Consider the following 14,905-nt stretch of genomic DNA (forward strand, 5'->3'; position numbering starts at 1 on the left):
TGTTCAATTTTATCAGATAAAGGTAAAAGCTATGTTTAATAATTACCAATACTTATTTTTGTAATAATTAATAAGTATGAATTATCAAATAGAACTTCGACATTTCATCTATTTTTTGGCTGTGGCTGAAGAACTCCACTATAGAAAGGCTGCTGAAAAACTGTTCATTTCCCAACCTGGATTAAGCACGCAAATCAAGCAAATGGAAGAAATCCTGGAGACCCAATTGTTTATTCGGGATAAGAAAAAAGTGCAATTGACTCCTGCGGGAGCATTTTTAAAAGGAGAGGTGGAGTTTGTGCTGAACCACTTGGAACAGACCAAAAAACAACTAAAATTGATAGGTGAGGGGCATTTGGGGGAAATCAGGATAGGATTTTTGGGGTCCGCCATGCAAAATGTGGTGCCCAACTTGCTTTTGGATTTAAAGAAGCAATTCCCCTTGATACATACCAGTTTGGAGGAACTTTCCAACAGGGCACAGGTCAATGCTATTTTACACGATCGGCTTGATCTTGGCTTTGTCCGCTTGGCTAGGGTACCCAAGGGATTAAAACTACGACCCGTGTTTGAGGACACTTTTTCTCTGGTTCTTCCCGAGGACCATCCCATGGAATCCAAAAAATTTAAAGGGATGAAACAGGTATCCGAAGATGATTTTATCTTGTTTTCGCAAGACTATAGCCCCTTGTATTATGATACGGTATTGAGCATTTGCGAGGATGCTGGGTTTACCCCCAAGGTTTCGCATAAGTCCGTACATGCGCAGACCATTTTTAAGTTGGTGGAAAACAAATTGGGCATTGCCATTGTGCCCACAGCCTTGCAATACGGCTTCCAGATGAGGGTAAAGTTCATTGAATTGAAACGCATTAAACAGCGGGCGGTACTTTCCATGGTATGGAAGGAGGACAATAGAAATCCTGCATTGGAAAATTGCATGGATTTGTTGATGAAACTCTAGTAAGGAACCGAACAGACCTTATCTTTGGAACTCTAAACAATTGTCTATGATTTTTGAATTGATCCAGAATCGAAGAAGTGTTTTTCCGGCACAGTACAATAACAAACCCATTGCCAGGGAGACCATAGAAAAGATATTGGAAGCTGCCAACTGGGCACCGACCCACAAAAAAACCGAACCCTGGCGGTTTAAGGTTTTTATGAATGGGAAACAGCAGGAATTAGGACAATTTCTTTCGGACAAGTATCAGGAAGTGGATCCCAAACCCAAGCAGGTCAAAATAAACAAACTAAAGGAAAATCCCGAGCGTTCCGGAGCTGTGATTGCCATTTGTATGCAACGGGATCCAGAAGAGCGTTTGCCCGAGTGGGAGGAATTGGCCGCAACCGCAATGGCTGTCCAAAATATGTGGCTGTGTTGTACGGAATTAGGTATTGGGTGCTACTGGAGCTCCCCGGGCTTGATCAAGTATATGGATGAATTCCTGGATTTGGAAGTAGGGGAAAAGTGCCTGGGCTTTTTTTATATGGGGTATTATGATGGTGACATAGAATCATCTCCCCGAAAACCGATATCCGAAAAAGTGCAGTGGTTAGAATGAGAATATTTCCCCAGCGTACTTTAAGGCCACAATAACATAGAACACAGCAAAGGCAAAGGTCAAAACCAACTTCATAAAGGTGCCTGTCAAAAACCCTAAAAATGATCCAAACGCAGCTTTCATGGCCGTTTTCTGATCAGCTTTATTCATCAATTCTCCCACCAAAGCACCAATAAAGGGCCAGATAATAATTCCGAATGGGCCAAAAACGGGGAAAACGATGGCCACCAATAAACCGATAATGGTACCCCACATCCCTGCTTTACTGCCACCAAATTTTTTCGTTCCGGCGGCGGGAATTACATAGTCCATAATGGTAATTGCCAGAGCAAGTACCAAGGTGCCACCTAAAATCCACCAATTGTCGGGTACAGCTTTGGTCAAGTACAGCAGCAAAAGACCCACCCAACTGATCGGTGGACCGGGCAATACAGGTAGAAAACTACCTAGGATACCAACCAACATCAAAATAAAACCTAAAACAAGAAGTGCTATATCCATATGGGTGTTTGACTATGAGACAAATTTAAACATCAAATGTTACAGCTTGAGGTGTAAAAAGAACATTTTCAACTATAAAATTAGTTTAAACTAAATTTTTAGTTATATTTGCTTCGAGTTTAAACTAAAAACTTAGTTGAAAAATGAAACAGTTGACAAAGGCGGAAGAGGAGGTAATGCAGTTTTTATGGAAATTGGAAAAGGCCAATGTGGCTTCCATTATTGATGAATTGCCTGAACCCAAACCTGCCTACAATACAGTGTCTACCATTATTCGAATTTTGGAGGACAAAGGCTTTGTGAGTCATGAAAAAGTAGGAAAGGGTCACCTGTATTTTCCCTTGGTACGAAAGGAAGAATATAGCAATCAGTCCATATCCAAATTGGTGGACGGTTACTTTCAAGGCTCCTTTAAAAGTATGGTGTCTTTTTTTATGAAAAAGAACGATATCAGCTTAAGTGAGCTGGAGGAGATTATGAAAACCATTAAAGAAGATACGGAATGATTACTTATCTATTAGAGAGCTTGACCATTCAATTGGTCTTTTTATTGGTCTATGACTTGCTATTGAAAAGGGAGACCTTTCTTCAATGGAACCGGTTTTATCTTTTGGCGAGCTTTACTTTATCCTTGATACTTCCCTGGATAAAAATCGAAGCACTACAAACCAATGTTCCGGAAAACCTGATCGAATATCAGACGTTTTTCTTGCAATTGGATGAGGCGGTGCTATTGCCATCTGGTATGGAAACTTCAATGTTTGAACCCAATTCCTGGGAGTATGTGCTGTTTGCCATAGGTGCCTTGATCATGGCTATTTGGTTTGTTGTGAAACTCTTCCGATTGTACCACTTAAAAGCGATAGGGAAAACCAAATATTATGAGGAGTACACCGAAATTAAAATTCCCAAAAGTTCGGCGGCCTTCTCTTTTCTTAAAAATGTCTTTTTGGGAGAAGAAATTCCAAAGGAAAAGCAGGAACACATAGTCCAGCATGAATTGGTCCATGTAAAGCAGCTACACTCCTTGGATTTAATCTTTTTTGAGTTGATGCGGATTGCATTCTGGTTTAATCCACTGGTCTACTTGTATCAATCACGTATTTCTGAACTCCATGAATTTATAGCAGATGCCAAGGCATCCAAAACAAGTAAAAAGGAGCAGTACGAATTGTTGCTTTCAGAGGTTTTCCACAGTCAGAATTTCAGTCTAGTCAATCAGTTTTATAAAAAATCATTAATCAAAAAACGAATCGTCATGTTAACAAGAAAAAAGTCAAAATCAATTTATCAATTGAAATATGGTATGCTTCTGCCTCTAGTTTTTGGGATGCTAGTCTATACTTCCTGTGAAAGTGAAGAAAAATTTCAGGTTCGTGATCAGGAGATGATCGTGGAGGATGTGAACAACCTCTCCTTGGCACAGCTAGATGCACTTTACTATAAACTCGAAGCCCTTTCAGATAGCGGCGATGACTGGCAATTTAAATTAAAGGATGAGGATTCATTTATACTTTATCAGAGCGCGACCAACGGATCAATTATCCGGTTTAAAAATAGAGAGAAGGCCATTCTAGCGACCATGACCATAGTTTCGTCAGACATTAATGCTGGTGTGTTTTCGTCAGATATTAATGCTGGAACCATTTATGGTCAGGATGCCAATGGGGTTCAAGTGCCTTTTGCAGTTATTGAAGAGGTACCGATTTACCCTGGCTGTGAAAATAGCTTGGATAAAAGAGCTTGTTTTATGGAAAACATTACGGAACATATCCGAAAGCACTTTAAATATCCAGAGGAAGCGCAGGAAAAAGGAATTCAAGGTAGGGTGAGCATTATTTTTCGGATCAACATGGAGGGAGAAGTTGTTGGGATTCGACAACGAGGCCCCCACAAGTTGTTGGAAGATGAAGCAGTTCGGATAATTTCTAAATTGCCAAAAATGATTCCAGGAAAGCAGAAAGGAAAACCGGTCGGTGTCCCGTTTAGCATTCCCATATCCTTTAAACTTCAATGATATTGACAATCCAAAATAAAGGGCCCGAAGTTTTTCGGGCCTTTTTTGGTTTAAGGGTATGGTCAAAAAATCGTAATTTCAGCCAAATTCATGGGGCCGTATGCGCAAGTGTTTAGCAGTGTTGTTTTTGTTTGTTTTATCCTCATGCCAGCTGTTCATGTCCAGGGAGGAAAAGACCGATAAACTAGTACATGACAAGCTGCAGGAAATTGATTGGAACGAAGTGGACCAATACCCCTTGTTTGACAATTGTGATGAAATGGCACCCAAAGCAACCCAACGAGAGTGCTTTAGAACGGAAATGACAAGATTGGTATCCGAAGCTTTGGAGAGCTTGCAGTGGGAGGTCAAAAACGATTTGAACGATACCGTCCTTATTGATTTTAAGGTAGACGAGGATGGCTTTATCTCTATTACGGAAATGGAGGTTAGCCCAAGTATTTTGGCAGAAATCCAGGATTTTAATGAGCAGATTAGAAACCAACTAAAGGATTTAACCGTGGCTCCAGCTGTAAAAAGAGCCAAAAAAGTAAGCATGCGTTTTCGTCTTCCGGTAGTTCTCAATACACAACCATAGTTTGGCAACAGAAAAGATTATTTTAGGAATAGATCCAGGGACTACCGTAATGGGGTTTGGAATCATTAAGGTGGTAAGGAAACAAATGCAATTTGTCCAGATGAATGAGTTGCTCCTCAGAAAATACGACGATCCCTATACCAAGCTAAAGCTCATCTTTGACCGTACCTTGGAACTGATAGATTCCTATCATCCAGATGAAATTGCCATTGAAGCCCCATTCTATGGAAAAAATGTCCAGTCCATGTTGAAATTGGGCCGGGCGCAAGGAGTGGCTATGGCTGCTGGACTTTCTCGACAAATTCCCATTACGGAGTATATGCCCAAAAAAATAAAGATGGCCATTACCGGAAACGGAAATGCCAGCAAGGAACAAGTGGCCAAAATGCTTCAGAGCGTACTCCAATTAAAATCCCTCCCCAAAAATTTGGATAGCACGGATGGACTGGCGGCCGCAGTTTGCCATTTTTACAATGAAGGTAGAGTAGATATAGGAAAAAGCTATACGGGATGGGAAGCTTTTGTGAAGCAGAATCCGAAGAAAATTAATAATTAAAAATTTTTAATTATTAATGTGCAAATTAGAGGCTCATTATTAGCATGTCCGGTATTTACATCCACATCCCGTTTTGCAAGCAAGCTTGTTACTATTGCGATTTTCATTTTTCCACACAATTGGGAAAAAAGGAGTTGATGCTGCAAGCGCTTTGCAAAGAAATTCGACAACGTAAAGTTGAATTGGGAGATACGGAAGTGGAAACTGTTTATTTTGGGGGAGGAACACCTTCAATTTTGGAAAATACTGAAATTGAAATGCTCATTGATCAGGTCTATACTAATTTCAAGGTCACCCCAAATCCGGAAATTACCCTAGAAGCCAATCCTGATGACCTATCCAAAAATCGAATAGAACAACTATCCAATAGCCCGGTCAATAGATTGAGTATAGGAATCCAGTCCTTTTACGATGAGGATTTGGAGTTGATGAATCGTGCGCATAGTGCAGATGAGGCCGCAAATTGCATCTCCGAGGCGACAAAATACTTTGAAAATATTTCCATCGATTTGATTTATGGTATTCCAGGGATGGATCATGATCGTTGGAAATCCAATATTAAAAAGGCGCTTGCTTTTGGCCTACCCCATATCTCCAGTTATGCCCTTACCGTGGAACCCCGAACAGCACTAAAGAAATTTATAGAGCAAGGCAAGGTGGCGGATGTTGATGATGCCCATGCCCAAGAACAATTCCTTCTCTTGGTGGAAATGTTGGAGGCAAATGGTTTTGTAAACTACGAGATTTCCAATTTTGGAAAACCGGGTTTCTTTTCCAAGAACAATACTTCGTATTGGCAAGGCAAGACGTACATAGGTATAGGACCATCAGCACACTCTTTTGATGGGATAAACCGCAGTTGGAATGTACGGAACAACAATAAGTATATAAAAGCCATTCAAGCAGGAGAATTACCATCCGAGAAAGAAAAACTGACTTTGACGGATAGATATAATGAATATGTCATGACCGGCTTACGTACCATTTGGGGTGTTTCCCTGAAAAAAGTGGAGGCAGAATATGGTGTAGACTATCTGCGGCATATAAATAAACAAGGCAAAAAATTTCTTGATTCGGGATTGCTCATGCTAAACGATGGCAGGCTGACGGCTACGCAAAAAGGAAAATTTTTGGTGGACGGAATTGCTTCGGACCTTTTTATGGTTAACTTGGATTTATGATCGCTACCATCAAGTACAATTCAAAAAACTATAAAATAGATTTGTCCAAACCCTTGGACATTTCCATCCCTTTACGGGGAGATAAAGACAATGTCAACGCGTGGTATTTGGATCCACCTAGAATAGTACCACATCAAGAAGGGAAGTTCATTGGAAAGGTATCTGAGGGTGCTTCCACCAATTTTAATGACATTTGGTTCAACCCGCATTCCCATGTGACCCATACGGAATGCTTGGGTCATATTACAAAGGCGTTTCATTCGGTCAATCAAAAATTAAAACGTTATTTTTTTTGGGCTGAAGTGATTACTGTAGCTCCTGAAAGACAAGGTAAGGATTTCGTGATTTCGGAAAAGCAGCTTCGCTATGCACTTGGCACCAAAAAAAGGGAAGCTGTAATAATCCGAACCATTCCCAACTTAAAAAGCAAGTGTGCACAAAACTATTCCAACACCAATCCGCCTTTTTTGCTACAGGAAGCCTTGGAGTTTTTGGTGAATAAAGGAATCTTGCATTTATTGGTGGATCTTCCATCTGTGGATAAGGAAAAAGATGGAGGGGCACTGGCAGGTCACCATACGTTCTGGAACACTGCTGAGACACCTAGACTGGATGCCACAATTACCGAGTTGGTCTATGTGGACAATGAGATCAAGGACGGCCCTTATTTCTTAAATCTACAAGTGGCCCCGTTTGAAAACGATGCCAGTCCCAGTAGGCCGGTTTTATATCAAATAGAGAACCTATGAAAAGTGTACTAAAAATTGAAGAGGTAGCCATGTTTGTGTTAGGGCTGTATCTTTATAGCTTGTTGGACTTTCCTTGGTGGTTGTTTTTAGCATTGATTCTTTTGCCCGACATAGGAATGCTGGGGTATTTGTTAGGAAATAGGATTGGGGCAATTATTTATAACATATTTCATCATAAAGGATTGGCTATTTTGATTTATTTAGCTGGTGTGTTTTGGTCCATGCCATTGGTTCAAATAATCGGGGTGATTTTGTTTTCTCATGCCTCCATGGATAGGATTTTTGGCTATGGATTAAAATATTACAAAGGATTTAAGTTTACCCATTTGGGAGAAGTGGGGAAAGGAAATGGATGATATTCTAGAAGTTATACTCGGTCTGATTTTGGGCGCCATACTCATGTACTGGCTGTTCTCTTTGTTTCGAAAAAAGAAAAACAAGGATTTGACCAAACAGCAGTCCACCGTTTTGCTGGATAAGATCAGAAGCGTGTGCAAACTGGTTTCGGTGGAAGGGGATTTTGCGGAGATATACAATTACGAAAACACCAAAGAAGGACTGTTCAGTTTATTGAGCAGCAAAAAAAAGGCGTTGATCATAGTTAAGGCCAAGGCACAAATAGGATATGATCTTACCAAACTGAATCTAAGGGCCGATGACAAACGCAAAAGGATAATCCTCGATAATTTTCCGCAACCTGAAGTACTTTCCATAGAACCGGAGCTTCAGTTCTATGATATTAAAAATGGATTGTTCAATAGCTTTTCCCCGGATGACCTTACCAATGTAAACCAAGAAGCCAAAGACCATATCAAACAAAAAATCCCAGAAAGTGGACTTATGGATACTGCGCGCAAAGAAGCATTACAAGCCGTATTTTTAGTGGAAAAGATAGTGGAGACCATTGGATGGACCTTGGACTACTCCGCCTTGGAAATAACAAATCGCGATAAACACTTTTTGGAAGAATAGAAACCTATGAGAACTGCATTTATAACTTTATTTTTATTGGGCATTGTTAACATGTCCCTTGCGCAAACCCAAGACAGTATGAATACTTTTGATTCCGCTTTTGCACACACGGTGTACTTTTGGTTCAATAACCCGGACAACCAGGCTGACCGTGACCTGTTTGAAGCTTCGCTAAAGAAGTTCCTGGACAATTCCAAGTTTGCCAAGACCAACTTTATTGGCACACCGGCCAAGGCAACCAGAGAGGTGGTGGACGGATCGTTTACCTATTCCTTGATTGTTACGTTTGAATCTGCAGAGGCACAGGAAGGATACCAAAAGGAGCAGGCGCACTTGACGTTCATTGATGAGTGCAAACATTTGTGGAAAAAGGTCATTGTATATGATTCTTTAGGCTTATAAGGATGAACGTTGAACAATTTAGGGAGCTGTGTATACGGAAAAAAGGGGTAACGGAGGAATTTCCTTTTGACGAACAAACCTTGGTTTTCAAGGTCATGGGTAAAATGTTTGCCCTTATTGCCTTGGAGCGTTTACCCCCGCAATGCAACCTCAAGTGCAATCCAGAACGGGCGGTAGAGTTACGGGAGGAATACGATGGCGATATTATTCCCGGCTACCATATGAGTAAGAAGCACTGGAATACCTTGTTGTTGGAACAACTTCCTCCAAATCTTATTGGAGAACTTGTTGACCATTCCTATGATTTAGTAGTTTCTGGACTGACCAAAAAGCTAAAAGACGAGCTGTCTTCCTTGGGGTAGCTTGGTGGATACGGTGTTTGGTTCATCGAAACAAAACTACAGTTCATCGATAGTTTTTTTGTATTTAACCATTTTGTAGTCTTTTTCTGATTGTGATTCCCCAAATTTGTGTACTAAATCGAATAAGATCATGAATGTGCTGTTCATAGAAGACGATATGATAGAGACCATGAAATTGCAACGGGCAATTTCTAAGTTTCAATCCAAGCATAAGATCATCGAGGCCAAAAATGGAGAGGAGGCTCTCGAAATTCTTAATGGTGAGAGCTTGCCCGATATCATCCTTTTGGATTTGAACATGCCTCGAATGAGTGGTATTGAGTTTCTGACCAAAATAAAATCGGACGAAAAACTTAAATACCTGCCGGTCATCATTTTGACCACATCCGAAAATCGAGTAGATCTACTAAAATGTTTCGAGATTGGAATTGCCGGTTACATCATAAAGCCTTTAAAATATGAGGATTACGAATCCAAATTAAAGAAGGTTTTTGATTACTGGGAAATCAGTGAATTGATCAAAGGCTAACAAAAAACCCGTTTTCACAACATTATTTTTATAATTAGGTAGTACTATTCCTACATTTAATTCATAATATTCTTTATTGTGAAAGGAATTGTATTCACCGAGTTTTTGGAAATGGTCGAGTCCAACTATGGACTTGGGATTGTTGATTCCATAATAGAAAATTGCGACCTCCCTTCTGGAGGGGCGTATACATCCGTAGGTACATATGATTTCAATGAGATGGTAAGTCTCATTGGAGAACTAAGCAAACAAACAGAAGTTACCCAGGAAAAATTGCTGTATTCCTTTGGGCTTTATTTGTTTGGCGGATTGATCTCTGCCCACCCTGAGGTAGTAGCCAGTTATAGAAACCCCATGGGTCTTTTGTATGGTATAGAGGATCATATACATGTGCATGTACGAAAACTGTATCCAGACGCAGAACTTCCGCGATTTAAAATACTGTCCAAGACCGAAGATAGCTTGGAAATGATTTACATTTCTTCAAGAGGGTTGTATGCCCTAGCGCATGGATTGATTGAAAAGACCTTTGAACATTTTGGAAAAAACGTCCAGGTAGATTATAAACTCTTAAACGAAAAAGGCACAGAAGTAAAGTTTGCGATTGTCCAAAATGGCTAATTCCGAAATTTCCATACTAAAGCGGGCACTGGAACGGGAGAAAAAAGCCCGAAAGACTGCCGAAAGCCTTTTGGAAACAAAGGCTAAGGAGCTTTATGATGCCTCCCTGCACCTTAAGGAGGCCAATGGGAAATTGGAGGCCTTGATCAATAAAAAGGGGGATCGGATAGATAGTGCTTTTGTCAATATCATAGACCCTTATGTGGTCATGGATATGATGACCAACGTCATCAATATGAATACATCGGCAAAAGAATTTTTGGGGTTCGATCATACCAAAGAAGAAATTCAACTGTCATCCATTGTCCATCCAGATTATATTGAGTACACAGCAGAGTCGTTCCAAACTTTGTTGCAGGTAGGAATCCTAAAGAATTACTCTGCAAAGATCATCACCAAAAACTCCGAGGAAAAATTTGTGAACATCAATGCCAGTCTTATTTATAATGAAAATGGTCAACCCATTGCGGCCCAGGGGGTAATTCGGGACATCACAAAGGAAGTGGAGATACGGAAGCTTTTGGAGGATCAAAAAAAGCAACAGGACATTATAGTGGAAAACTCCTCTTTGGGCATTTTGTTGATTGTGGATGACAAGATCATAAAAGCCAATAAATCCTTTGTTGAACTTTTGGGATATTCAGAGGCAGCTTTGAAAAAACGATCTATAGATGATATTTCTTCCCTTGAGGACAGCAACCTATACGATGACCTATTGAAGAAGAGCTTGGAGAACGACACCAAAAAGTTCTCCATTGTTCGAAAGTTTTACAAAAAGAATGGGGAGACCCTCTACGGCAAAACTTCCATGAGTACCGTATTGGATTCCAAAGGAAATATAGAGTACAGTGTAGCAATGATCGAGGACATCACTCGGGAAAAAGAGGCTGAGGAAAAAATTAGGGCCTCTGAAGAGCGAATGGCCACCTTGATCAAAAACCTGCAAACCGGAATTTTGTTGGAGGACCAGGATCGCAAAGTGGTACTGGCCAACCAAAAATTCTGTGATCTTTTTGGCATTCCAGTTTCTCCGGATGCCATCAGGGGTGTAAATGGGGAAAAGTCCATCCACAAATACAAGAACATGTTCTCGGATCCTGATGTGGTATTAAAACAAATTGATCAGGTGGTCCGCAGGAAGGAGGTTGCAACGGCAGATGAAATGGAATTGTTGGATGGAAGAACTTTTGAACGAGATTATATCCCACTTTTCAGCAATGGGGAGTACAAAGGTCACTTGTGGAGCTATAATGACATTACCCTACGCAAGAATTATAGGAAAAACCTAGAGATACAAAAAGAAAAATACGGAAGCATCATTGCAAATATGAACTTAGGATTGGTTGAAGTGGACAACGATGAGAACATCCTTATGGTAAACCACAGTTTTAGTGATATGATCGGGTTGCCTACAGATAAACTGATCGGGAAAAACACCGAAGACGTCATTCAGTTGTATGAAGAAGACCGTGAAAAGCTAAAACAGCACAACAAAAAAAGAAAAAAGGGAATTTCGGATTCCTATGAAGTTGCCGTTAAGGTTGCCAACGGAGAAAAAAGATTCTGGTTGCTCAGTGGCGCCCCAAGATATGACGATGCCGGAAATGTTGTGGGATCCATTGGAATCCACTTGGACATTACGGACCAAAAGCACCTGGAGCTTCAAAAGGAAAATCTGTTGCAAGAACTGGAGGACAGTAATAAGGGCTTGCAGGAATACGCCCATATTGTTTCTCATGACCTTAAGTCCCCATTGAGGAGTATCAGTGCCTTGGCCACTTGGCTTTACGATGATTATAAGGACACTCTGGATGAAAACGGGAGGTACAACCTTAAAATGATGCAGGAAAAAATTGAGGGAATGGATAAGTTGATCAGTGGAATCTTAAAATATTCAACGGTCAACAATGATGTTTTGGACAGTACCACAGTTGATGTGAACGAAGTGATTCAAGAAATAAAGGAGATCATCTATATCCCGGAACACGTTCGCATCAAGGCCACACAAACTTTACCAACCATTAAGGCCGATAAAACCAAAATCCATCAATTGTTCCAGAATTTTTTGAGCAATGCGGTGGTGAATATTGACAAAAAGGATGGATTGGTCGAAATAGATTATAAGGAACATTCCACGCATTGGGAGTTCAGTATAAAGGACAATGGCGTGGGAATTCCAGAAGAGTATCACGAAAAAATCTTCCAGATTTTTCAGTCCATAGGAAACAAGGAAAGATCTACAGGGATTGGATTATCCATAGTTAAAAAAATTATTGACCGGTATGAAGGAAAAGTATGGTTGCAAAGTGAAATAGGCAAAGGAACCACCTTTTTCTTCACCCTTAAAAAAGAAATTAAAAACAAGAAATCATGAAAGTAAATCAAGCTAAAAAGTTAAAAGGAGGAACTTGGGAGTTTACTCAAAACCAACCTTTAAAGGAACCATTGGTTTTGGTTTTTGGGGATCGATTCCTATTGGAATCCAAAGATGTATATCAAGAGATAAGGGATTTATATCCAGATGGACATCTGGTTTTTGGATCTACCTCCGGAGAGATCATGGAGACCAGTGTGTACGAAGAAAGTATTACCATTACCGCCATTGAGTTTGAAAAAACCCAATTTGAAATCGTAAGCAAAAACATCAAGGATTTTGTGGACATTGAAAAAATGGGAGCTAGTATTTCGGAGCAGTTCAATATGGATGAGTTAAATCATTTGTTTATTGTGTCCGACGGTAGTTTTGTGAATGGAAGTGGCCTTATTGAAGGCCTGGAATCTGTTGAAGGGTTTAAGGCTTCCATTACTGGCGGACTTTGTGGTGATGGTGCCCGTTTTGAAAAAACTTTGACGTCTTACAATGAAAATCCGAAGCAAGGAGAAGTCGTAGCCATTGGACTTTATGGCCAGGCCTTGGAAGTGAGCTACGCCAACTTTGGAGGTTGGACTCCGTTTGGTCCAGAGCGGACCATTACCAAATCTGAAGGTAATGTGCTCTTCGAGATTGATGGAAAGCCCGCCCTGGATCTCTACAAAAAATACTTGGGAGAAAAGGCAGCTGAGCTTCCCCAAGCCGCATTGCTGTATCCACTTACGGTACAACAGAGTGAGGATTCCGAACCTCTGGTGCGTACCATTCTCAATATTGATGAGGAGGCAAATTCGATGATTTTGGCGGGAGATGTGCCCATGAACTCCAAGGTGCAGTTAATGATGTCCACTATGGATGACATTGCAGAAGGCGCATGTAATGCTGCGGAATTGGCCATGCGGGATAGAGAAAACAAACCGGAGTTGGCCATTTTGGTCAGCTGTGTGGGTCGCAAATTGGTGCTGGACCAACGTACCGAGGACGAAATTGAAGAGGTAGCCGATGTGATTGGTGAACAAGCCAGTATCACCGGATTTTACTCTTATGGGGAAATGGCCCCATTTGCTGGAAAAAATGAGTGCCAATTGCACAATCAAACCATGACCTTAACTCTATTGAGCGAATAAATGCACTCCCTGCTTAAAAGACAATTAAAGAAATTTTTGCCCAAGGAATTGGCGGAGCATCCAGAAATGAAGATGTTCCTTGATTCTGTGGATAAGTCGTATTCAGATTTTGACCAAAAGCTGAAAATGATCCAAAGGGCCACGTCTTTAAGCTCGGAAGAACTGTATGCAGCCAACCAACGGCTGAACAAAGAGGCAAAAAGTCAGCGTAAGGTACTGGAGTCTCTAAGAAAGGCCGTGGTTTCCATGCAGGACAAAACCAATGATAGGATCAATGGCTCATTGGACTTTAATCCCCAACAATTGGTGGAGGATATTGAAAGACAAGCACTTAAATTGGTGCAGATGACCGCAGAAAAAGATATGCTTCTCAAGAATTTGGAACAGCAAAACGAGTCATTGAACAACTATGCCCATATGGTTTCGCATGATTTGAAATCCCCCATACGAAACGTCCATTCCCTGGTAAGTTGGGTTTTTGATGACGGACAGGAAGAGTTTAAAGAGCAAAGCAGGGAAAATGTCCAGCTCATTTTTCAGAACCTGGCCAAAATGGACAGTCTTATTGATGGTATTTTGCGCCATTCCACTATAGACTCCATTCAAGAAAGTGCGGGGGTTCTAGATCTAGGTCAGCTCATTGAAGAAATAGAAAGGACCATTTATGTTCCTGAAAACATTACCATTAAAAAGAGCAAGAACCTACCCCAACTATATACGGGAAAATACCGCCTGGAGCAGTTGTTCAAAAATTTGATGACCAATGCCATTACGGCAACAGAGCACAATCCGCAAGGGATGATCATGATTGATGTTATGGAAGAGGAGGATGGGTGGATGTTCAGTGTTTCCGATAATGGCAAGGGAATTCCAAAACATCTTCAGGATGGCATTTTTGGTATGTTCAAAAAATTGGAGAACAATTCAGGCGCAACGGGAATTGGACTCGCTTTGGTAAAGAAAATAATCAATTTCTACAAGGGAGATATTTGGTTGTCCTCGGAAGAGGGCAAGGGTACCACCTTCTTTTTCACTATTAAAAATAAGCACAATGTCTGAAGTACCAAATCTGGACTACATAAAGGAAATATCAGGGGGCAATGAAGATTTTGAGAAGAAATTCCTCAACATTATCCAAACCGAATTTCCCAAGGAAAAACAGGATTACTTCTCCTTTTTGGAAGGTGATGATTTGGAAGAATCGGCAAAAGTTGTGCATAAGATCAAGCATAAATTAGGGATTCTTGGACTTACGGGCGGCTACAAATTGGCCATTCAGTATGAAGAGGATCTTAAAGATGGAAATACCAAGCTCAAGGATCAATTTCATGAGATTTTGGAATCGGTTGAAGGGTTCATTTTAAAAATTGCGTAA

The 14,905-nt window shown here is 40.7% G+C and carries 19 protein-coding genes; 18 read left to right on the forward strand and 1 reads right to left on the reverse strand.

What is annotated here, in order from left to right; all coding sequences use genetic code 11:
* Window positions 1-76 precede the first annotated feature (76 nt).
* Window positions 77-964: a LysR substrate-binding domain-containing protein gene (locus ACO6S0_RS00165; RefSeq protein ID WP_422350035.1), complete on the forward strand. Its 888-nt coding sequence runs from the start codon at window positions 77-79 to the stop codon at window positions 962-964.
* Between the two features lie 46 nt (window positions 965-1,010).
* Entirely contained in the window at window positions 1,011-1,565 is a 555-nt protein-coding gene (locus ACO6S0_RS00170) for a nitroreductase family protein (RefSeq protein ID WP_422350036.1), read from the forward strand.
* Here the strand turns inward: ACO6S0_RS00170 and ACO6S0_RS00175 are convergent.
* Window positions 1,557-2,066 (reverse strand): DUF456 domain-containing protein, encoded by a 510-nt coding sequence (locus tag ACO6S0_RS00175; protein WP_422350037.1) that lies wholly within the window; start codon window positions 2,064-2,066, stop codon window positions 1,557-1,559. The genes ACO6S0_RS00170 and ACO6S0_RS00175 overlap by 9 nt on opposite strands.
* Before the next feature lie 143 nt (window positions 2,067-2,209).
* On the opposite strand from ACO6S0_RS00175, the gene ACO6S0_RS00180 reads away from it, so the two are divergent.
* From ACO6S0_RS00180 to ACO6S0_RS00255, 16 genes are all read left to right on the forward strand, one after another.
* Window positions 2,210-2,572: a BlaI/MecI/CopY family transcriptional regulator gene (locus ACO6S0_RS00180; protein ID WP_422350038.1), complete on the forward strand. Its 363-nt coding sequence runs from the start codon at window positions 2,210-2,212 to the stop codon at window positions 2,570-2,572.
* Window positions 2,569-4,083 (forward strand): TonB family protein, encoded by a 1,515-nt coding sequence (locus tag ACO6S0_RS00185; RefSeq protein ID WP_422350039.1) that lies wholly within the window; start codon window positions 2,569-2,571, stop codon window positions 4,081-4,083. Before ACO6S0_RS00180 ends, ACO6S0_RS00185 begins: the two co-directional genes overlap by 4 nt.
* A 100-nt stretch (window positions 4,084-4,183) precedes the next feature.
* On the forward strand, window positions 4,184-4,660 hold the full coding sequence (locus ACO6S0_RS00190) for a hypothetical protein (RefSeq protein WP_422350040.1): 477 nt from the start codon (window positions 4,184-4,186) through the stop codon (window positions 4,658-4,660).
* 1 nt (window position 4,661) lies between these two features.
* On the forward strand, window positions 4,662-5,216 hold the full coding sequence (gene ruvC / locus ACO6S0_RS00195) for a crossover junction endodeoxyribonuclease RuvC (protein ID WP_422350041.1): 555 nt from the start codon (window positions 4,662-4,664) through the stop codon (window positions 5,214-5,216).
* Between the two features lie 44 nt (window positions 5,217-5,260).
* A complete protein-coding gene (gene hemW / locus ACO6S0_RS00200; protein WP_422350042.1) occupies window positions 5,261-6,397 on the forward strand; it encodes a radical SAM family heme chaperone HemW in 1,137 nt (378 codons plus the stop codon).
* Entirely contained in the window at window positions 6,394-7,146 is a 753-nt protein-coding gene (locus tag ACO6S0_RS00205) for a cyclase family protein (protein ID WP_422350043.1), read from the forward strand. The genes hemW and ACO6S0_RS00205 overlap by 4 nt, the downstream gene beginning before the upstream one ends.
* Window positions 7,143-7,502 carry a DUF4260 domain-containing protein gene (locus ACO6S0_RS00210; RefSeq protein WP_422350044.1) on the forward strand — a complete coding sequence of 120 codons (360 nt, stop codon included), beginning with the start codon at window positions 7,143-7,145 and terminating at the stop codon, window positions 7,500-7,502. The genes ACO6S0_RS00205 and ACO6S0_RS00210 overlap by 4 nt, the downstream gene beginning before the upstream one ends.
* The gene (locus tag ACO6S0_RS00215; protein WP_422350045.1) at window positions 7,495-8,118 is read left to right on the forward strand and encodes a DUF4230 domain-containing protein; all 624 of its coding nucleotides are present in this window, start codon (window positions 7,495-7,497) and stop codon (window positions 8,116-8,118) included. Before ACO6S0_RS00210 ends, ACO6S0_RS00215 begins: the two co-directional genes overlap by 8 nt.
* A gap of 78 nt (window positions 8,119-8,196) precedes the next feature.
* Window positions 8,197-8,520 carry a Dabb family protein gene (locus ACO6S0_RS00220; RefSeq protein WP_422350046.1) on the forward strand — a complete coding sequence of 108 codons (324 nt, stop codon included), beginning with the start codon at window positions 8,197-8,199 and terminating at the stop codon, window positions 8,518-8,520.
* Between the two features lie 2 nt (window positions 8,521-8,522).
* Entirely contained in the window at window positions 8,523-8,882 is a 360-nt protein-coding gene (locus tag ACO6S0_RS00225; protein ID WP_422350047.1) for an MmcQ/YjbR family DNA-binding protein, read from the forward strand.
* Between the two features lie 130 nt (window positions 8,883-9,012).
* Window positions 9,013-9,411, forward strand: coding sequence for a response regulator (locus ACO6S0_RS00230; protein WP_422350048.1), 399 nt, complete (start codon window positions 9,013-9,015; stop codon window positions 9,409-9,411).
* A gap of 78 nt (window positions 9,412-9,489) precedes the next feature.
* A complete protein-coding gene (locus ACO6S0_RS00235) occupies window positions 9,490-10,032 on the forward strand; it encodes a heme NO-binding domain-containing protein (protein WP_422350049.1) in 543 nt (180 codons plus the stop codon).
* Window positions 10,025-12,406, forward strand: coding sequence for a PAS domain S-box protein (locus ACO6S0_RS00240; protein ID WP_422350050.1), 2,382 nt, complete (start codon window positions 10,025-10,027; stop codon window positions 12,404-12,406). Before ACO6S0_RS00235 ends, ACO6S0_RS00240 begins: the two co-directional genes overlap by 8 nt.
* Window positions 12,403-13,530 (forward strand): FIST signal transduction protein, encoded by a 1,128-nt coding sequence (locus tag ACO6S0_RS00245; RefSeq protein ID WP_422350051.1) that lies wholly within the window; start codon window positions 12,403-12,405, stop codon window positions 13,528-13,530. The genes ACO6S0_RS00240 and ACO6S0_RS00245 overlap by 4 nt, the downstream gene beginning before the upstream one ends.
* Complete coding sequence (locus tag ACO6S0_RS00250; RefSeq protein WP_422350052.1) at window positions 13,531-14,589, forward strand: sensor histidine kinase; 1,059 nt, start codon at window positions 13,531-13,533, stop codon at window positions 14,587-14,589. It begins immediately after the preceding gene.
* Window positions 14,582-14,905 carry an Hpt domain-containing protein gene (locus ACO6S0_RS00255; protein ID WP_422350053.1) on the forward strand — a complete coding sequence of 108 codons (324 nt, stop codon included), beginning with the start codon at window positions 14,582-14,584 and terminating at the stop codon, window positions 14,903-14,905. Before ACO6S0_RS00250 ends, ACO6S0_RS00255 begins: the two co-directional genes overlap by 8 nt.

This window comes from Flagellimonas sp. (assembly GCF_965233845.1).
Classification (GTDB): Bacteria; Bacteroidota; Bacteroidia; order Flavobacteriales; family Flavobacteriaceae; genus Flagellimonas.